Annotated in this window: 16 protein-coding genes; 7 read left to right on the plus strand and 9 right to left on the minus strand. The window is 73.1% G+C overall.

Annotated features, from left to right (window positions below):
* Positions 1 to 83: 83 nt before the first annotated feature.
* Complete coding sequence (locus ACFV4G_RS04535) at positions 84 to 1,358, minus strand: MFS transporter (RefSeq protein ID WP_380436376.1); 1,275 nt, start codon at positions 1,356 to 1,358, stop codon at positions 84 to 86.
* A 126-nt stretch (positions 1,359 to 1,484) separates the two neighbouring features.
* On the opposite strand from ACFV4G_RS04535, the gene ACFV4G_RS04540 reads away from it, so the two are divergent.
* Together ACFV4G_RS04540 and ACFV4G_RS04545 are read left to right on the plus strand one after the other, a co-directional pair.
* Positions 1,485 to 2,195 (plus strand): TetR/AcrR family transcriptional regulator C-terminal domain-containing protein, encoded by a 711-nt coding sequence (locus tag ACFV4G_RS04540; RefSeq protein ID WP_380436378.1) that lies wholly within the window; start codon positions 1,485 to 1,487, stop codon positions 2,193 to 2,195.
* Between the two features lie 49 nt (positions 2,196 to 2,244).
* Entirely contained in the window at positions 2,245 to 2,757 is a 513-nt protein-coding gene (locus ACFV4G_RS04545; protein WP_380436380.1) for an isochorismatase family protein, read from the plus strand.
* Between the two features lie 7 nt (positions 2,758 to 2,764).
* Here ACFV4G_RS04545 and murQ read toward each other — a convergent pair whose 3' ends face one another.
* From murQ to ACFV4G_RS04575, 6 genes are all read right to left on the minus strand, one after another.
* Positions 2,765 to 3,736: an N-acetylmuramic acid 6-phosphate etherase gene (gene murQ, locus ACFV4G_RS04550; RefSeq protein WP_380436382.1), complete on the minus strand. Its 972-nt coding sequence runs from the start codon at positions 3,734 to 3,736 to the stop codon at positions 2,765 to 2,767.
* A 232-nt stretch (positions 3,737 to 3,968) separates the two neighbouring features.
* Positions 3,969 to 4,592 carry a TetR/AcrR family transcriptional regulator gene (locus ACFV4G_RS04555; protein ID WP_380436384.1) on the minus strand — a complete coding sequence of 208 codons (624 nt, stop codon included), beginning with the start codon at positions 4,590 to 4,592 and terminating at the stop codon, positions 3,969 to 3,971.
* 50 nt (positions 4,593 to 4,642) lie between these two features.
* The gene (locus ACFV4G_RS04560) at positions 4,643 to 5,275 is read right to left on the minus strand and encodes an HAD family hydrolase (protein WP_380436386.1); all 633 of its coding nucleotides are present in this window, start codon (positions 5,273 to 5,275) and stop codon (positions 4,643 to 4,645) included.
* A 102-nt stretch (positions 5,276 to 5,377) separates the two neighbouring features.
* Positions 5,378 to 6,439, minus strand: a complete 1,062-nt coding sequence (locus tag ACFV4G_RS04565) for an NAD(P)-dependent oxidoreductase (protein WP_380436388.1) — start codon at positions 6,437 to 6,439, stop codon at positions 5,378 to 5,380.
* 166 nt (positions 6,440 to 6,605) lie between these two features.
* Entirely contained in the window at positions 6,606 to 7,286 is a 681-nt protein-coding gene (locus tag ACFV4G_RS04570) for a DUF6445 family protein (protein ID WP_380436458.1), read from the minus strand.
* A 168-nt stretch (positions 7,287 to 7,454) separates the two neighbouring features.
* Positions 7,455 to 8,153, minus strand: coding sequence for a TetR/AcrR family transcriptional regulator (locus ACFV4G_RS04575; RefSeq protein ID WP_380436390.1), 699 nt, complete (start codon positions 8,151 to 8,153; stop codon positions 7,455 to 7,457).
* 158 nt (positions 8,154 to 8,311) lie between these two features.
* Between ACFV4G_RS04575 and ACFV4G_RS04580 the strand changes: the two genes are divergently transcribed.
* Both ACFV4G_RS04580 and mca read left to right on the plus strand, forming a co-directional pair.
* Positions 8,312 to 9,844: an MDR family MFS transporter gene (locus ACFV4G_RS04580; protein WP_380436392.1), complete on the plus strand. Its 1,533-nt coding sequence runs from the start codon at positions 8,312 to 8,314 to the stop codon at positions 9,842 to 9,844.
* 20 nt (positions 9,845 to 9,864) lie between these two features.
* Complete coding sequence (gene mca / locus ACFV4G_RS04585; protein WP_380436394.1) at positions 9,865 to 10,740, plus strand: mycothiol conjugate amidase Mca; 876 nt, start codon at positions 9,865 to 9,867, stop codon at positions 10,738 to 10,740.
* 24 nt (positions 10,741 to 10,764) lie between these two features.
* On the opposite strand, the gene ACFV4G_RS04590 is transcribed toward mca, so the two are convergent.
* Positions 10,765 to 12,270, minus strand: a complete 1,506-nt coding sequence (locus ACFV4G_RS04590) for a PHB depolymerase family esterase (protein ID WP_380436396.1) — start codon at positions 12,268 to 12,270, stop codon at positions 10,765 to 10,767.
* Between the two features lie 203 nt (positions 12,271 to 12,473).
* Between ACFV4G_RS04590 and ACFV4G_RS04595 the strand changes: the two genes are divergently transcribed.
* On the plus strand, positions 12,474 to 13,019 hold the full coding sequence (locus ACFV4G_RS04595; protein WP_380436398.1) for a PaaI family thioesterase: 546 nt from the start codon (positions 12,474 to 12,476) through the stop codon (positions 13,017 to 13,019).
* Between the two features lie 130 nt (positions 13,020 to 13,149).
* Here ACFV4G_RS04595 and ACFV4G_RS04600 read toward each other — a convergent pair whose 3' ends face one another.
* Positions 13,150 to 13,557 (minus strand): hypothetical protein, encoded by a 408-nt coding sequence (locus ACFV4G_RS04600; protein WP_380436400.1) that lies wholly within the window; start codon positions 13,555 to 13,557, stop codon positions 13,150 to 13,152.
* 291 nt (positions 13,558 to 13,848) lie between these two features.
* Here ACFV4G_RS04600 and ACFV4G_RS04605 point away from each other — a divergent pair, with 291 nt between their 5' ends.
* Both ACFV4G_RS04605 and ACFV4G_RS04610 read left to right on the plus strand, forming a co-directional pair.
* Positions 13,849 to 15,708, plus strand: coding sequence for a galactose oxidase-like domain-containing protein (locus ACFV4G_RS04605; protein WP_380436402.1), 1,860 nt, complete (start codon positions 13,849 to 13,851; stop codon positions 15,706 to 15,708).
* 114 nt (positions 15,709 to 15,822) lie between these two features.
* Positions 15,823 to 18,198 carry a Dyp-type peroxidase gene (locus tag ACFV4G_RS04610; protein WP_380436404.1) on the plus strand — a complete coding sequence of 792 codons (2,376 nt, stop codon included), beginning with the start codon at positions 15,823 to 15,825 and terminating at the stop codon, positions 18,196 to 18,198.
* Positions 18,199 to 18,205 lie beyond the last annotated feature (7 nt).

Below are 18,205 nucleotides of genomic sequence, written 5' to 3' on the forward strand. Positions count from 1 at the left end.
TGCCGAGTACAGCCTGCCGAGTACTGCCTGCCGAGTGCCGGCGACCGGACGCGGCGTCTCCGCCCCGGCGCGGCCCGGTGGCGTCACCGCGCCGCCTCTTCGGCCTGCGCGGCCGCGCGGACGGCCCGGACGTGCGGGTCGGTGCGGCGGTCGTAGCGCCACAGGGCGGGCAGGGCGGCGGAGAGGGCGGCGGCGCTGGTCAGGCAGAGGAGCCCGCCGGTGCGCAGTGCCGCGCGGATGCCCTGCCGGGCGGCGAGTCCACCGGCGCGCAGGTCGCCGAGGGCCGGTCCCGCGGAGCCGATGAGCATCTCCAGCCCGGCCGTGCGGCCCCGGAGTTCGTCCGGAATGGACTGGTTCCAGATGGCGCTGCGGAAGGTGTCGCCGGTCCAGTTCGCGGCGCCCGCGACGACGAGGCACGCGAGGACGGCCCACAGGTGCGGCACGGCTGCGGCGCCGGCCATCGCGAGGCCCACCGCCGCGGCGGAGAGGAGCACGAAGCGGCCGTGCCGGTGCACGCGGTTCGTCCAGCCGCTGGTGGTGGCGGCGACCAGGCTGCCCGCCGCCGAGGCGGCGTAGAGCAGGCCGAGGGCCCATACGGCGTCCAACTCCCGTGCGAGGAAGGGGAAGAGTGCGGTGGGAAGGGCGAAGACGGTGGCCGCGAGGTCGGCCAGGTAGGTGCCCAGCAGATCGGGCCTGCGGGCCGCGTACCGGGCGCCCTCGGTGAACTCGCGCCACTGCGGGGCCTCGGCGTCCCGCTCGGACGGCACCGGGCGGACGGCGGCGAGCAGCGCGATCGAGACCAGGAAGGTGGCGACGTCGACCAGGTACGCCACCGGGACGCCCGCCGTCGCGATCACCAGGCCGGCGGCGGCCGGGCCGGCCAGTCCGGCGACGCTCCAGCGCAGTGACAGCAGCGCACCGGCCGCGACCAGCTGATCGTGCGGGACGAGGCGCGGGATCATCGCCTCCAGCGAGGGCTGCTGGAGCCCCTGGAGCGCCGCCGCGAGCCCGGCCGCCGCGTACAGCGGCCACAGCGCGGGCGTGCCGAGCAGCGCGTTGGCGAGGAGGAGCGCGCTGAGGACGGCGAGTGCGATCTCGGTGACGAGGGCGACGGTGCGGCGGTCGGCGCGGTCCGCGAGCACGCCGCCGTACAGGCCGAACACGATCGTCGGCACGAGTTCGACCGCGCCGACCGCGCCGACGGCGAGCGGCGAGCCGGTGAGGTCGGCGATCTGGAGCGGGATCGCCGTCATGGTGAAGACCGAGCCGAGCAGGGTGACCGTGCCGGAGGTCCAGGTCAGGCGGAAGTCCCGGGAGGAGCGCCAGGGCGCCGTGTCGAGCCAGGGCGGGGTGGGCATGGGTGTGGTCCTCGATGCTGTCCTTATCACTGATAAATTCCGGCGCCGACCTTATCGGCGATAAAGTTGGTGGGCAAGCGAATAAGGCGGGCGAACGACGCGGAACGGGTTCGGAGGGCGGTCGGCATGGCGCTGCAACGTGACGAGGTGGTGCGCACCGCGCTGCGACTGCTCGACGAGGTCGGCATCGACGGGCTCACCACCCGCCGCCTGGCGCGCGAACTCGGCGTCCAGTCACCGGCGTTGTACTGGCACTTCAAGAACAAGCGGGAACTGCTCGACCTCATGGCCGAGGCCATGCTCGCCGAGGCCCTGCCGCCCGACCGCACCCCCGACCCGCAGCACTGGCCGGACTGGATCGCCGCCGACGCCCGCGCGAAGCGCCGTGCGCTGCTCGCCTATCGCGACGGTGCGCGCGTGCACGCCGGCACCCTGCCCAGCGAGGATGAACTCCCGGCAGTCGAGGCCCAGGTGAGCGCCCTCTGCCGGGCCGGGCTGCGGCCGCGCACGGCCCTGCGGCTGCTGCTCGCCGTCGACCGGTACATCATGGGCTGGGTCACCGAGGAGCAGGCCTGGCGGCAGGACGCCGAGGACCGCGACACGCCGCTCTACGACGACGACGCCCTTCGCGACCTGCCGCTGCTGCGCGAGGCCGCCGACGTGCTGCGGATGGCCGACCACGACGCCGACTTCGAGTACGGGCTGCGGGTCATGATCGAGGGGTTCCGTGCGGAGATCGCACGGGAGGCCGGGGAGTCCGGCGAGGTCGGGGAGGCCGGGGAGTCCGGCGAGGTCAGGGAGGTCGGGGAGGTCGGGGAGGTCGGGGAGTCCGCTTGAGGAGAGGGGGCGGATTCCGGGTGCCGGGAGATCCACTAGCGTGAGCGCCATGCGAACCCTCGATGCCTGCAGCACCGCGCTCGTCCTCGTCGACCTGATGGACCGGATCGTCGCCAACCCGCTCGTCCCGCGCCCCGGCACGGAGGTCCTCGCGGCCTCGCTGGAGCTGGCCGGGGTCTTCCGCGAGGCCGGTGCCCCCGTCGTCGCCGTGCGCGTCGAGCGGCCGAACGTCGCCGAGCAGCCGCCGGGCAGCGACCTGGTCGCGGAGGTCGCGGCGGTGGCCGACGAGGTCGTGGTCAAGCGCACGATCGGCGCTTTCCACGCGACCGGGCTGGACGAGTTGCTGCGGGCGCGGGGCGTCAGGACCGTCGTGCTGGCCGGCATCGCGACCAACCTCGGCGTCGAGTCGACGGCCCGCGCGGCCGTCGACCTCGGCTACGAGGTCGTGTTCGTCGAGGACGCGATGACCGCGCTCACGGAGGAGGAGCACCGCGCGCCGGTGGCGCACTCCTTCCCGCGGCTCGGGGCGGTCGCCGGGAAGGCCGAGCTGACGTTCGGCTGAGGACCCCTCAGGCGCGCTTGAGGGCTTCGCGGAGCCGGCCGTCGCAGTCCGCGAGCAGACGGGCGGCGGTCGGCGCGTCGACGTCCGCGAGCAGGACGAGGACCGCGTCCTTGGCCCGGCCGTCGGTCGCCGCCAGGGCGCGGCGCACCTCCGCGTCGGCGGCGCCGGTGGCCTCGGTGACGATCCGGCGGGCGCGGTCACGCAGCTTGGCGTTGGTGGCGCGGACGTCGACCATCAGATTTCCGTAGGTACGGCCCAGGCGGACCATGACGGCCGTCGAGACGAGGTTGAGCACGAGCTTCTGCGCCGTGCCCGCCTTGAGCCTGGTCGAGCCGGCCAGGACCTCCGGGCCGGTGACCACCTCGATCGGCAGCTCGGCGGCCGCGACGAGCGCCGAGCCGAGGTTGCCCGCCAGCCCGGCGGTGAGCGCACCGGCGGCGCGGGCGCACCGGACGGCGGCCACCGCGTAGGGCGTCCGGCCGGAGGCGGAGACGCCGATCACGGTGTCGTCCGGGGTGAGTGCCAGGGCGGCCAGGTCCGCCGCGGCGAGGTCGGCGCGATCCTCGGCGCCCTCGGCCGCCGACGTGACGGCCGCCGGACCGCCGGCGATCAGCCCGACGACCCGGCCGGGGTCGGTGCCGAAGGTCGGCGGACACTCGGCGGCGTCCAGCACCCCGAGCCGCCCGGCCGTCCCGGCGCCCGCGTAGATCAGGCGCCCGCCCCGCCGCATCCGCTCGGCGGCCCCGTCCACGACGGCGGCGATGCGCTCCAGCTGCCCGGCGACGGCCGCGGGGACGGTCCGGTCCTCGGCGTTCATGAGGTGCAGGAGGTCGAGCGTCGGGAGCCCGTCGATCTCCGCCCAGTCGGGGCGGACGGTCTCGGTGGTCGCTTCGGCCATTGCTTCAGCGGTTGCTTCGGCGGTCGTTCCGGCGGTCGTTTCGGTGATCGTTTCGGTGATCGGGAGTGCGGGCTGGTTCATGCCGCTCAGCCTCCCCGGGGGTGACGGCCGCCAACCCGGGCAGACGCCGATGGCCGAGCGGCCGGTGTACGGGTGTGCGATGGCGGCGCCTACACCGAGGTGGGGCGCCGCCATCGGGACGCCGGGGCGGCTCAGCCCGCCGGAGTGTTCCGGCTGGGCCCGGGGGCGGCTGCGGAGCCTCGACGTTGCGGTGATCTACGGGTCCGGTCCGGGGCAGTCGCCTGGCGTCCGGTCACCGCGGGGTGCTCTGCAGGGCGCCGTGGAGGAAGAGGTCGACGAGCTCGGCGGTGGTGAGCGGGTCGGGGGCGCCGGGGCGGCCGGAGGACATGATCATCAACTGGAAGGCGTCGGCGAGGCGTTCCGGGCTGAGCCGCAGCGCGTCGCGGTCGGGCTCGAACAGGGCGGCGAGGGCGGCGCGCGGCCGGGCCAGTCCGGCTTCGCGGTCGGGCAGCTTGCCGTCCGGGCCGGGCCCGGGCCGCTCCAGCCGGCCGCCCGCCATGAGGGCTCCGGCCACGGCTCCGATGCGGGTCAGGTGTCCGCGCACGACGTCGGCGGCCTCGGCCAGCCGGTCGGCGAGGGGCTGGTCCAGGGGGATCGCGGCGAGGTGGGTGATCGTGTCGTCGGGGTTGAGGACCTCGGCCATGCACGCGGCGAGGAGGGCGTCCTTGTCGTCGAAGACGCGGAAGATCGTGCCCTCGCCGATGCCGGCGGCCCGGGCGATCTTGGCCGTCGTCACGGACGCGCCGTACTCGACGACGAGGGGGAGCGCGGCGGCGACGATCATCGCGCGCCGCTGCTCCGGGTCCATCGCGGGTGCCCGGCGTCGGGCGGGCTGGGTGCCAGGTGTCTCGGTCATGGCTCCATGATGCGGAGTGAGTACTCACTCAGTCAATGGGTTATCGGCCGTCAGTTTTGGAACTCGCCGTCAGTGGACAGGAATTCGGCGATGCGGGCGATCGTCCGGTGGTTGTCGTCGAACAGGTGCGCCTGCATGCCCAGGGTCAGGGCGGTTTCGACGTTCGGCGCGTGGTCGTCGACGAAGAGGCAGTCGGCGGCGCGGACGCCGAGGATCGTGCAAGCCTTCTCGAAGGCCTGCGGGTCGGGCTTCTCCACACCGATCTCGTGTGAGTAGACGATGTGCCCGGCGTCCTCGACGAGCTCGTCGAAGCCGTAGCGGCTCACCTCGCGCTCGCGGGCGCCGACGAAGCTGTTGCTCAGGATCCCGAGCCGGGTCCGGTGCCGCAGGTCGCGTACGTGGGCGATGAGTTCGACGTTCGGCGTCCCGAGGTACTCCGTCCAGAAGTCGGCCATGAACGCCGTCGCCCGGGGAGGGTCGAGGCGCAGTCGGGCGGCCACCTGTCGGCGCACCTCCGCCTCGTCGACGGCGCCGATCGAGCCGGCGTGCCAGACGTCCTCCAGGCGCTGGTCGACGGTGCCCGGCGGCAAGCCCAACTTCCGTTCCCAGTAAGGAATCCAGCCGGTTCGCGGCGTGTGCTCCAGCACGCCGCCGATGTCGAGGATGATGCAGCGTTCGTCCATGACCCACTGTCGGCGGGCGGGGACCGGCCGGGTCAAGCGGTTCGCGCGCTCTGTGACAGGGGCGTGACAGGGGCGGCCGGCGGGGTCGCGGGCCGGGTGCTGCTACCGGGCGGGTGAGACGACCGGGATGCCTTCGGGGTGTCCGGCGAGGAGTGCGGCGAGGTGGTCGGCGCAGCGGAGGGCGGCCTCGGCCATGGCCGTTCGGGTCATGCCCGCGACGTGCGGGGTGAGCAGGGCGTTGGGCAGGCCGAATAGCGGCGAGGCGAAGGCGGCGTGCTCGTGGGCGAAGGTGTCCACGGCGGCGGCCGCGAGGGGGTGGGTGGGGTCGCGCAGGGCGTCGGCGAGCGCCGCTTCGTCGACGATGCCGCCGCGCGCGGTGTTGAGGAGCATCGATCCCGGCCGGAGCAGGGCGAGTTCGCGTCGGCCGATCAATTGGTGCGTCTGCGGGGTGAGTGGGAGGTGCAGGGACACGACGTCGCTGGTGGCGAGGAGGGTGTCGAGAGACGGGACGTGCCGTATCGGTGGCGCGGTCGGACGGCGCGCGTGTGCCTGGACGGTCATGCCGAGGGCGGACGCGCGTGTCGCGAGTGCCGTGCCGATCAGGCCCGGTCCCACGATGCCGAGGGTGAGTTCGGAGAGTTCGCGCGGCGGGGTCGCGGGTGCGCCCCAGGCGCCTCGGTGTGACCTCTCGTTGTGGGCGGACAGGTCCCTTGTGAGAGTGAGCAGTTGGGCGAGGGCGAACTCGGCGACGGCGTTCGCGTTGGAGCCCGGGGTGTGGGTGACGGTGATGCCGTACCGGGCCGCGGCGGCCAGGTCCACGTGGTCGGTGCCGGCTCCGGCACGGCCGATCACCCGCAGCGGGCGGTGTCGTTCGGGGGCCGTCGCCGCGGCGAGGAAGGCGGCGCGCAGGGGCACGCCCGCGCGGGACTTGAGCGCGTCGAAGCCCGGTCCGCGGCTGAACTCGGCCATCAGGGCCGCCTCGTCGAAGGGGTCGAGGTCGGTGAACTCGACGAGCTCCGACCAGGCGGACCGGGCACCCGCCCGGTTCTCGACGCGCCGGAGGTTGAGCGTGACGGCCAGGCGGTGGCCGGTCAGGCGCTCCAGTTCGCGGTCGAGGAGCGGACCGGGGGCGGCGTCGAGCAGGAGGACTCGCGGGTGATCCATGGTGAAGGTGCGTGCCGTTCGGTCGGGTTGTCCGTCGGGACGGTCATCGGGCCCTCCGCCGGGCCGTCCGTCGGGCCGTCCGTCGGGCCCTCCGCCGGGCCGTCCGTCGGGCCCTCCGCCGGGCCGTCCGTCGGGCCCTCCGCCGGGACGGTCGGCCGGCGGCGCGTCAGGCCATCCAGAAGAAGACGGCCGTCATCCGGCGGCCCGCCAGCTCGGTGCCGTAGTAGGTGGTGGCGCTGTGGATGAGGTTGGCGTGGTAGAGGAGCAGCTGGTTGTAGCGGTTCGGGACGCGGACGTCCTCGGTGAAGTGGTCGGCGGGCACGTGGCGGGTGCCGAGCGCCTCCACGAGGTTGTTGTGCGGCGCGTTGACGAGGTTGCCGCCGAGCCGGCCGCCGGGGAACTGCTGGCGGTAGAAGCTGGTGCCGGCGTCCTTGGGGGCGCCGGGGCTCAGGTAGAGCACGGCGGCGTAGCGGCAGAGCGCCCGGGAGTCGGTGTGCGGACGGGACTCCGACTCGCCGGCGCCGACGACCTGGACGCAGTTGTGGTTGAGCGTGCCGCCGCCCGGTGTGCTCTGGACCCAGAGCCGGGAGGCGCCGGTGGCCTTGCGGACCTGGGCCTCGACGCGGGCGAGCTCGCCGGGCTCCAGGCCGGGCATGGTGCGCAGGCCGGGCCAGGTCTCCGGGCGGTGCGGGTAGCCCTCGGTCCAGTCGCCGCGGGCCAGGACGCGCTCGCGGACGGCGTCCGGATCGGGCAGGACGTTGTCCAGGACCCAGTAGTCCCGGCCGCGGGTGGGCTTGCGGTAGGGGAGGACCGGCAGGGCCGTCGGCCTGATGGGCTGTGGGGGCATGGGCATGGGCCGACGATAGGGGCGGCGGGCGTCAACTTTCTGCCGTGAACAGGTCAACCTTTCGTCAAGTGGCGATCGGGGTGCGGGTGTTCGGTTCGGTGCCGGGTGTGCATTCGTTCGTGGTCGGGCGGCGGTCCGGCGGGTGGTCGTGCCCCGCCCGGTTCGTGATCATTCCTCGATTGCCTTGACCACCTCGGTTTCCTTGGCTTCGTCGGTCGCCCCGGCTTCGTCGGCCCGGACGGCGAAGTCGCCGAGCGCGCCCTTCAGGCGGTCGAAGGCGCGGGCGGCGGACGGGCGGACGGCCGCCGCGATGGCCTCGTGGCCCTCCCCGGCCAGGGTGCGGCGGAACACCTCGGCGGAGACGGCCCGGGGGACGGCCGCCAGCAGGCCGGCGGCGACCCGGCTCTCGAAGTCGCCGGCCGGCACGTGGGCGGCATCGGCCAGGGCGGTGGCGAGCGCCGTCTCGCCCTGCTCGTGCAGCTCGCGCAGCCGGGCGGTCAGCGCGGGGCTCTCGGTGATGGTGCGGGCGAACGCCTCGCCGGAGAAGCCGAGCGCGGCGTCGCACCGGTCGATCTCGGCCAGGCAGGCGCGGCGCAGCGCGGCGAGGGCGGACTCGCCGGGGGCGCGGTCGGCGACCGCTCGGGCGTACCTGGCGACCATCTCCTCGTGCAGGTCGAGGAAGAGGTCCTCCTTGCGCGGGAAGTGGTTGGTGACGGTCATCTTGGCGACGCCGGCGGCCGTCGCGACCTCGGCGATGGTGGTCCGCTCGAAGCCCCGGTCGATGAAGAGCCTGGTCGCGGCGTGCGAGATCGCCTCGCGGGTTCGGCGCTTGTTGAGCTCGCGCAGGTTCGGGGTGCTATCGGTCATGGCGGGAGCCTAGCGCAGTTCGCTGGGTCGAGCACAGAAATTATGCTTGACCCAATCACTGGGTTCGACCTAAGTTCTTCCTCGGCGGCCGGACAGGCCGTCGGAGGAGTCCTCGGCCGCACGGGCGTGGACACGACGTCGAACCTCGGGGAGGGGCCATGACCGCGAAGGTCACCACGGTGAAGAGGGAACCGGCGGAGGGGACGGCCGGGCGGGCGCCGGTCCGCGCCGGGCGGGAGCCGCTGCCGCCGGGCCTGATGAAGATGGGTGCGGTGCTGGCGCTCGGTCCGGTGCTCGCACTGCTGGACACCACGATCGTCAACGTGGGCATCGACTCCGTCGCCCGCGACCTGCACGGCTCGATGGCGGCGGTCCAGTGGGTGTCCACCGGGTACCTGCTGGCGATAGCCCTGGTCACGCCGCTGTCCGGCTGGGCCGCCGGGCGGTTCGGCGCCCGGCGCGCGTGGCTCGCGGCGGTGGTGCTGTTCGTCCTCGGCTCCGCGCTGTGCGGGCTGTCGTGGTCGACGGGCAGCCTGATCGGCTTCCGGATCCTCCAAGGGGTCGGCGGGGGGATGATCCAGCCACTCGGGCAGACGCTCATGGTGCAGGCGGCCGGTCCGTCCAGGATCGGGCGGGTCATGGGCACGCTGCTGCTCCCGATCAGTCTCGCGCCGGTCCTCGGTCCGATCCTCGGCGGTGTGCTGCTGGATCACCTGAGCTGGCGCTGGATGTTCCTGCTGAACGTCCCGGTCGGGCTGGTCACCGTGCTGCTGGCGCTCCGCTGGCTCCCGTCGGAGGGCGGTCCCGCGCAGGCCCGTCCCCGGCTGGACGGCCTCGGCCTGGCACTGCTCTCCCCGGGCCTGACGGGCCTGGTCTACGGGCTGTCGGTGATCGCTGACGGCGGCTGGGCCGGCCCGGCGGCGGCCGCGGCGGGGGCCCTGCTCCTCCTCGCGTACGGGTGGCACGCGCTGCGCCCGTCCGCCGGCGGGGGCCGGGCGCCGCTGATCGACCTGCGGCTCTTCGCGCGGCGCGGCTTCGCGGTCGCGACGGCGAACTCCTTCCTCCAGGGCGCGGCGCTCTACAGCTCGATGTTCCTGGTGCCGCTCTACTACCAGCAGGTGGAGCACGCCGGTGCGGTGGAGGCCGGGCTGCTCCTGGCGCCGCAGGCCCTCGGCACGGCGGTCACCTCGCTACTGGCGGGGCGGATCGCGGACCGGCTCGCACCGCGTCCGCTGATCCTGCTCGGCATCGCCTGCTCGCTGCTCGGCACACTCGCCTTCACCCGGCTCGGTGCGGGCGGCGGTCCGGCGGACTGGCTGCTGGCGGCCTCCCTGACGCTGCGTGGCGTCGGCATGGGGATCATCCTCATACCGGGGATGGCGGCGGTCTACTCCAGCGTGGAGAAGGCCCAGGTGCCGGCCGCCGCGAGCGCGGTCAACGTGCTCAACCGGCTCGGCGGCGCCCTCGGCACCGCGGTGCTGACGCTGGTCCTGCAGCAGGCCCGGAGCGGGCACCCGGGCCACCCGGCCGCGGCCTTCGGCGACACCTTCTGGTGGGTGCTGGCCCTCTCCGCCCTCTCGATAGCCCCCGCCCTGCTCCTACCCGGGCACCCGCAAGCAGGTCTGACGGCGCGACAGGGGAGCCGTCTCATCCGGGAACCGCGCAGCGGTCCCGTTCGCTCACCTCAATGATCAACTTCCAAGGAGTACTCATGTTCACCAAGCACCCCGGCGGACTCCGCCTGCTCACCGTTCACGCGCACCCCGACGACGAGTCCAGCAAGGGCGCGGCCACGCTCGCCCGGTACGCGGCCGAGGGCGTCGACGTCCTGGTGGCCACCTGCACCGGCGGCGAACGCGGCTCCGTCCTCAACCCGGCGCTGGACCGCCCGGAGGTGCGGGCCGACCTCCCGCGGATCCGACGCCAGGAGATGGCCGCCGCCCGCGAGATCCTGGGCGTGCGCCAGCAGTTCCTCGGCTTCACCGACTCCGGGATGCCCGGGCCCGGGGAGGACCTGCCCGAGGACTGCTTCGCGGCCCAGGAGTTGGAGGTGGCCGCGGCCCCGCTGGTCGCCCTGATCCGGGAGTTCCGTCCGCACGTCGTCATCACGTACGACGAGACCGGCGGGTACCCGCACCCGGACCACGTGATGACGCACCGGGTTTCGGTCGAGGCCTTCGAGGCCGCCGCCGATCCGGACCGCTATCCGGCGGCGGGGGAGCCGTGGCAGGCGGCGAAGCTCTACTACCACCTGGCGCTCTCCCGGGCCTGGTTCCAGACCATGCACGACGCGATGACGGAACGGGGCGTCCCGTCGGCCATGGGCGAGTTGCTCGCCGGCTGGCCGGACATCCCGCCCGCCCTCGCGACCACCACGCGGATAGCGTGCGCCGAGCAGTTCGTGGTCAGGGACGCCGCGATGCTCGCGCACGCCACCCAGGTCGAGCCCGGGGTGGCCTTCATGGCCCACCCCCGGGACATCGAGCGCGAGGTCTGGCCGACGGAGGACTACCACCTCGCCCGGTCCTGCGTCCCGGCCGTGGCCGAACCGCCGGAGACCGACCTGTTCGAGGGACTGCGATCGTGAGAGGAGGCGCGGCGGATGCGCCGTTCAGCACTGACCGTCCGCGAGGACGTAGTAGCCGGGTCCGGTCTGCCGCAGGGTGTGTGTGACGAAGGTGTTCCAGAGGCCCATGTCCTGCCCCGAGCCGAGCGCGTAGGTGAGGCCGCCGCTCTGGGTGGCCCGGCCGGCCTGCACCTGGGCGTAGTTGCTGTCGGTGAAGCACTGCGGTGCGCTGCCGCTGGTACTCGCCGTCACCGCCGCCGACCTGGCGCCCAGGGTCCCCGAGGCGTCCACCGCCGCCACGGTGTAGGTGTACGAGGTGCCGGGGGCCAGCCCGGTGTCGGTGAAGGAGGTGCCGGTCGCGGTGCCGGCCGGCGAGCCGTCGCGGAGCACCTGGTAGGACACCGCGCCGCTGACGGCCTGCCAGGAGAGGCCGATCGAGTCCGGCCCGGCGGCGGACGCGGTCAGCCCGGTCGGGGCCGGCAGACCGGGGGTGGTGGGCCCGCCACCACCGGACAGGCCCCAGAACTGCGCGGTGTAGTAGGAGGAGCAGATGGTGCCGAGGAAGTAACTGCCGGTCGCGCCGCACTGATCGGCGCCGGAGCCCGGGTCGACGGCGAGGCCGTGGCCCATCCCGGCGACGGAGTACACCGCCACGGCGGGCCGGCCGCTCGGGTCGGCGTACAGCTCCTCGGTGGTGCCGCCCGGCAGGGCGCGGCTCGACGTCGGGCGCTGGGGGAGGCCCCAGACGTCGGTCCACTGGTCGCGCAGTTCGGTGGCGTTCACCGGCCGGACGACGGTGTCCGAGGTGCCCTGCCAGACCGCGACCCGCGGCCACGGCCCGGTGTACCCCGGGTCCGCGGACCGGACCTTGTCGCCCCACTGGGCGGGGGTGAGGCCCTGGTCGCTGTTCTGGCAGGCGGAGGCGGCGCCCTGGGTGGTGGCGCAGTGCGCGGGCAGGCCGGAGTCGATCGCACCGCCGGCGAACACGTCCGGGTAGTCGGCCAGCAGGTCGGCCGCCAGGCCGCCGCCGGCCGAGAGCCCGGTGACGTACACCCGGTGGCCGTCCGAGCCGTACAGCGCCTCGGCCTTGGCGACCATCTGGGCCACCGAAGCGGCCTCTCCGGTGCCCCGCGCGTCCTTGGCCGCGTCGAACCAGCTGAAGCACGACAGGCTGTTGTTGGCGCCGTTCGTCTGGGGGAGCACCACGGCGAAGCCGTACAGGTCGGCGAACTTGGTCCAGCCGGAGTGCTGGTAGTAGTCGGAGGCGGTCTGGAGGCAGCCGTGCAGCGCGACCACCAGCGGCGCGCCGGCGGGCAGTCCGGCGGGGGTGTAGGCGTACATCGCGAGGTTGCCGGGGTTGCTGCCGAAACCGGTGACCTGCTGGAACGTGCCGGCCGCGGAATCGGCCGGGGAGTCGGCGGGGGAGACGGTCGCGGCGGCTGCGGCGGTGGGGGAGGCAGTAGCGGCCCCGGCGGCCAGTGTCCCGGTGAGCGTGCCGGCGGTCAGCACGGCGGCGGCGGAGGTACGGGCGAGCGCGGCGAGGACGGACATCGGAGGCTCCTGGGTGGGGGAGGAGTCGACGTGGATGCCGTGCAGCGTGTCGGCTCCCGCGCACCGTGGCCATGTGGCGCGCGACCGCCGTCCAGCGGCCCGGCATGGCGTGCACCACCACCCCGAAGCCGACCGTCTCGGCGCCGACTTCCCGGTGCCGGGCGACACTTGAGGGAAGGGCGGGAACAAGGCAGGTTGATCCCATGACGAATCAAGAGGTTGCTACCGACGAGCCGAATCCGCTGGTCACCGGGGAACTGCGGACCCGCACCCACACGTGGACGGCCGGTCCGCCACTGACCGACTACGCGCACCTGACCGGTGAGGAGATCCTCCAGGAGATCATCGCCGGGCGGATCCAGCCCTCCATCTGCAGCACGCTGGGCTTCCACCTCACCGCGGCCAAGCCGGGGTTCGCGGTGTTCGAGGGCGAGCCCGGTGACCACCTGTACAACCCGATGAACACCGTCCACGGGGGCTTCCTCGCCACCCTGCTCGACTCGGCCCTCGGCTGCGCCGTCCTGAGCCGCCTGCCCGCCGGACTCGGTTACACGACCACCCAGTTGAACGTCCACATGGTGCGCCCGGTGTTCGCCGACACCGGCCTGCTGCGCTGCGAGGGCGAGGTGGTGCACCTCGGCCGGACGATCGCCACCGCCGAGGCCAGGGTGGTCGGTGCCGAGACCGGCAAGCTGTACGCACACGCCACCACCACGTGCGCGATCCTGGGCCCGCGCTCGACGGACTGAGCCGAAGGGCCGGGAAGGGCGCCGGGGACGGAGCCGGCGCCGGGGACGGGACCGGATCGAGGAGTTGGGGCCGCCCGATCCGGTCCGTGGGCGGCCGACATGCCGCGGGCCCTCCGGCCGGCCGGGCGCGTCAGCCGCCGAGGCTGGTGTTGTTCTCGCCGTCGGTGCACACGATGCGGATGGTGAGGTCGGCGGGCCGGGGCTCGCCCTTCTGACCCTCCGGCGGGCAGTCGTCCTTGCGGACGGCGACGATCCAGCCGGTGGCGTCGTCGTTCGGGCGGTTCTCCAGGACGTCGGTCGGCTGGCGGTCGAGTCTGCGGTTCTCGCCGGGAGTGATGCTGAACCCGCCGCCGTAGACGCTCTCGTCGGGCGGGCAGAGCAACTCGTGCGGTTTTCCGTCGGCGCCGCCGCGGAGGGTGGGGCCGGTCACCGACTGCGGGGCGAGGATGCTCGTCGTCGCCGCCGCGCTGCCGCGCGGGGGGGGGGGGGCGGCGTCTCCCCGCCCGAGGGTGACGGCGATCCTGGTCTTCCTGGGCACGAGGCGCTCCTGAGGTCCGGGGGTGGGGTGCGCGGCCATTTCAGCACGATGGTGATGCCCCGCCAGGAACCACGCACGGTGACGGTGTGTCGACAGCCGATCATGGGGCGACTGGGGTGTCTGCTCACGAACGACTACCTAGCGTGGTCTACTGGCCGCGAATCGCTGTCATCCGTGCGGCTGCCGAGCAGCCCTGACCGACATGTCGCGAGGAACCCCATGCCACGCAGAACACCCCCCAGCACCCTGCCCGCCACGTCACCCGGAGCTTCGCGCAGAAGGCTCCGGGCGGTGCTGGCGGCCAGTGCCGTCACCGTCGTCCTGTCGACCACCACGATCCTGACCTCGCCCGCACCGGTCGCCGCCGCGGTGACCGACCCCTTCGCCGGGACCGGCGCGCCGCGCATCACCGACGAGCAGGTGCGGGCCGAGGTCCGGGCGGACGAGGTGGCCGCCTTCGGACGCCCGGCCGCCGAGGGGATGGCGCGGGACCGGATCGGCCTGCGGGCCGTTCAGACCGGCTACCCGCAGACCACCCGCACCAACCGCTTCAACATGCTCACCGCCACCCAGGCGCAGGACAACGCGAAGTACGACCCCGCGCAGTTCGGCCGGTTCAAGCAGTACATCCCCTCGCCCGAGTACGGGGACCACATCGCCCTGCTGCCCACCGGCAAGGTGCTGATCTTCTCCTTCGAGGCCGTCGAGGAGAACCCCCAGAAGGAGACCGCGCCCACCGACGTCATCGGCAAGCAGAACGCCGGGCGTGCCTACCTGTGGACGCCGCCCGTGAACGACACCGACCCGGGCACGTTCAAGGCCGTCCCGCCGCCGGACGTCAACATGCCGGACGGCCTGGACGAGCCGCGCCCCGCGCCGTTCTTCTGCGCCGGTCACTCCTACCTGCCCAACGGCATGGTCGGCGTCTTCGGCGGCAACCTCGGCGGCAACGGCGGCACCGGTGCCAAGCTCGCCCTGGTCTTCGACCCGTGGACCGAGACCTGGCACCAGGAACGGGACATGGCGGTCGGCCGCTGGTACCCGTCCGTGGTCACGGGGGCCGACGGCCGGCAGACCATCATGTCCGGCCAGTCCGAACTCGGCTACGGCACCCCGACCCCCATCGTCGAACGCTTCCCGGCCAAGGGCGTCGACGTCTCCTACGGCAAGTCGAGCGTGCCCGAGAACCTCCCGCTGGACCAGTGGAAGGCGGACGCGCCCTACCGGATGGACTACCCGCACCTGTTCTCGCTCAGGGACGGGAAGATCTACGGCTTCGGCCGCAGCGCCGACCAGCAGTTCGTCTTCGACCCGGTGAACGAGACCCGCGGCACGCTGCCCAACCGCCCCGACGGCTTCACCCGCCTGTACGGCTCGGCGGTCGCCCTGCCCAACGGCACCAGCGGCCCGGACTCGGTGCTCGTCCTCGGCGGCGACCACAAGGACCCGAACACCTTCAAGTTCTCGGGCGGCCAGTGGACCAAGGAGAAGCCGAGGAACCTCGGCCGCGCCCAGGACGACACGCTCATCTTTCCCAACGGCAACCTGTTCACCGTCAACGGGGCCGTCGGCATCCGCGACTACGGCCTCGGCGACTACAACCCGAACGTCCCCGACGACCGCTTCCGCCAGGTCGAACTCCGGGACGCCGACGGCAACTGGGCCCTCGGCCCCAAGCAGCGGCTGCCGCGCGGCTACCACTCCAACGCGGTGGTCCTGCCCGACGGCCGGATCATGGTCACCGGCGACGAGCTCCAGCAGATCGCCAACAACCCGGACATCAAGGCCGGCAACAACGGCACCATCGAGATCTACGAGCCGCCGTACCTGCACCAGCCCGGCGGCCGCCCGGACATCCGGACCGCCCCGACCGACCCCGTGGGCTACGGCACCACGTTCCGGATCAACACCAACTCGCCGACCCAGGCCGCCCGCGCCGTCCTGCTCGCGCCCATCACCTCCACGCACTCGGTGGACACCAGCCAGCGCCGTCTGGAGCTCAAGCTGGTGAGCCGCGCGGGCGGCCAACTCGTCTTCCAGAGCCCGGCCTCGGCCGCGGACGCCCCGCCCGGCTGGTACATGATCTTCCTCCTCAACGACGCCGGCGTGCCCAGCGTGGCGAAGTGGATCCAGCTGGCGCCGAACCCCTAGTCCCACCGGCAGCCCTATAGACACACGCCCACGCCGAGCCGACACCACGCCGACCACTCCCGCCACTCCGACGGAGCCGACGGAGCCGACGGAGCCGACGAACGGAGCCACCCCGTGCCAGACCTGAGTCTGCGTCAAGACACCGAGATCCAGGGCGACATCCTCGCCGGATTCAAGAAAGACCACATGACCCTGCTGCTCCTCCAGTTCAGCGACGCCTCGGCGGCGCGGAGCTGGCTGGAGAAGATCACCCCCAGGATCGCCACCACCCAGGAGGTCGCCCGGTTCAACGAGACCTTCAGCGAAGCCCGTCAGTCCTCCGGCGGCAGTGACCCGGCGGCGCTCAAGGCCACCTGGCTGGGCCTCAGCTTCACCTACCAGGGCCTGCAGTTCGTCACCGGGCAGCCGGAGCTCCTGAAGGCGGAGGCCAGGACCGGCGACACGCTGGAGGCGTTCATCCAGGGCCCGGCCGACCCGTCGCGGTCGATCGCGCTCGGCGACACCGACGACAACGACCCGAAGCGCTGGCTGTTCGGCTGCGCCACCAAGCCGGTCGTCCACGCGGTGCTCACCATCGCCTCCGACACCCCGGCGGGCCTCGACAGCGCCGTGAAGGAGCAGAAGCAGGCCGCCGGCCAGGCCGGCGCGGTCGTCGTCTACGAGCAGGAGGGCAAGCACCTCGCGGGCGACAAGAAGGGCAAGGAGCACTTCGGCTTCAAGGACGGCGTCAGCGAGCCGGAGGTCGAGGGCTTCGACGAGCCCGACCCCAACCGGTTCACGGGCGAGGGGGCCGAGACGGTCTTCTACTCGAAGAAGCACCCCGGCACCCGGATCATCCCGGCCGGCGAGTTCGTCATCGGGAAGAAGCTCGCCGCGACGCACGCCCCGGAGACAGCCGCCGCCAAGACCGTCCCCGCCTGGATGCACAACGGCTCCTTCCAGGTGGTGCGCCGCCTGGAGCAGGACGTCGCCGGCTGGTGGGCACAGGTCGACGCCCAACTGCGGCGGCTGAAGGACCTCAAGGCGGTGCCGGAGGACACGAAGCGGGACTGGTTCGCCGCCCGGCTGGTGGGCCGCTGGCGCAACGGGGCGCCGGTGTGCAAGTACCCCGACCAGCAGCCCGGCGACCCGGCCGCCGGAGCGGACAACGACTTCACGTACCTCGGCGACCCGGAGGACCCGGACGGCCTGATCACCCCGCTCTTCTCCCACCTGCGCAAGACCAATCCCCGCGCCGGGCTCGTCGACGGCGTCCCGGTCGACGAGGCCTTCATCGACGCCCGCCGGATCATGAGGCGCGGCGCCCCCTACGGGAAGCCCTTCGACCCGACCAGCGACATCCCCGAGTTCGGCCCCGACGCCCAGCGCGGCCTGCTCTTCGTCTGCTACCAGTCCGACCTGGTGGGCCAGTTCGAGTTCATCCAGGCCAACTGGATCAACGACCCGGACTTCCCGCCCGGCCGCGAGGCCAAGCCCGGCCCGGACCCGCTGGTCAGCGGCCAGCTCGCCACCGTGAACGACGGCCGGGTCAGCTGGGAGGGCAGGTCCCCGGCGGGCGAACGGGCCACCACCGGGCTGGACTTCCGCCCGTTCGTCCAGACCCGCGGCGCGCTCTACTGCTTCACGCCCTCCATCACCACGCTGCGCCGGCTCGCCCAGGGGCGTCTCAACGGCGAGCTCGTCGACGACGGCAGGCAGCCGGTCGTGGCGCAGAACCTGCCGATGGACTGCGTCCTGCCGCTGCCCGACGTGGACGGCCGCTACTGGACGTTCCAGCAGGGCACGATCCGCCTGATCGGCGCCGGCGGCACCGAGGTCCGCCAGCTCACCACCGGCACGGTCGACGACCGCACCGGGGTCGTGGTCAGGAACGTCGGACCGTACTCGTCCTGGCCCGCACTGAGGGGCGTCACCCGGATCGACACCATCCTGCCGGTGTTCGACCAGCAGCGCGTCGACGGCAAGTGCGACTACTGGGTCTTCCACACGGTGGGCGGCAACCAGGTCTACCGTTACATCTCGATCGACGCCTCCGAGCCGTACGCGAGCCGGGTGGTGGCCGAGGACCAGCCGGTGAGCCGGTGGAGCTCGTTCGGCGGGACGACTCCCGTCACGCACGTGGACGCCTTCCTGCCCGTCCCCGACATGCGGCCCGCCGGCGACGGCTCGCACTGGTACTGGGTGTTCCACAACACCCCGGTGGGCCAGCGCTACCGGCTGATCTCCGTCGGCCGCTCCGGCCGGGCGTACCCGGACCGGCTCCAGCGGGACGACCGGCAGCTCGGCCTCTGGCGCTCGCTGGAGGGCGTCACGCGGGTGGACGCCTTCCTGGCCGTTCCCGGCCGGGACGACCCGAGCGGCGGTCAGCACTGGTACTGGGTGTTCCACCAGGACAAGTACCGGACGATCATGATCAACCACGGCGGCAACCACCAGGACGACCTGCTGCGCGAGGACCGTCCGACGGCGGTTTGGTGCCGCCGGCCGTAGCCTTTCC

Source organism: Kitasatospora sp. NPDC059747 (assembly GCF_042732955.1).
Taxonomy (GTDB): Bacteria; Actinomycetota; Actinomycetes; order Streptomycetales; family Streptomycetaceae; genus Kitasatospora.

Coding starts and splice junctions, on each gene's coding strand:
- ACFV4G_RS04535 (WP_380436376.1), bottom strand. CDS start 1,358: ATGCCCACCCCGCCCTGGCTCGACACGGCGCCCTGGCGCTCCTCCCGG.
- ACFV4G_RS04540 (WP_380436378.1), top strand. CDS start 1,485: ATGGCGCTGCAACGTGACGAGGTGGTGCGCACCGCGCTGCGACTGCTC.
- ACFV4G_RS04545 (WP_380436380.1), top strand. CDS start 2,245: ATGCGAACCCTCGATGCCTGCAGCACCGCGCTCGTCCTCGTCGACCTG.
- murQ (WP_380436382.1), bottom strand. CDS start 3,736: ATGAACCAGCCCGCACTCCCGATCACCGAAACGATCACCGAAACGACC.
- ACFV4G_RS04555 (WP_380436384.1), bottom strand. CDS start 4,592: ATGACCGAGACACCTGGCACCCAGCCCGCCCGACGCCGGGCACCCGCG.
- ACFV4G_RS04560 (WP_380436386.1), bottom strand. CDS start 5,275: ATGGACGAACGCTGCATCATCCTCGACATCGGCGGCGTGCTGGAGCAC.
- ACFV4G_RS04565 (WP_380436388.1), bottom strand. CDS start 6,439: ATGGATCACCCGCGAGTCCTCCTGCTCGACGCCGCCCCCGGTCCGCTC.
- ACFV4G_RS04570 (WP_380436458.1), bottom strand. CDS start 7,286: ATGCCCCCACAGCCCATCAGGCCGACGGCCCTGCCGGTCCTCCCCTAC.
- ACFV4G_RS04575 (WP_380436390.1), bottom strand. CDS start 8,153: ATGACCGATAGCACCCCGAACCTGCGCGAGCTCAACAAGCGCCGAACC.
- ACFV4G_RS04580 (WP_380436392.1), top strand. CDS start 8,312: ATGACCGCGAAGGTCACCACGGTGAAGAGGGAACCGGCGGAGGGGACG.
- mca (WP_380436394.1), top strand. CDS start 9,865: ATGTTCACCAAGCACCCCGGCGGACTCCGCCTGCTCACCGTTCACGCG.
- ACFV4G_RS04590 (WP_380436396.1), bottom strand. CDS start 12,270: ATGTCCGTCCTCGCCGCGCTCGCCCGTACCTCCGCCGCCGCCGTGCTG.
- ACFV4G_RS04595 (WP_380436398.1), top strand. CDS start 12,474: ATGACGAATCAAGAGGTTGCTACCGACGAGCCGAATCCGCTGGTCACC.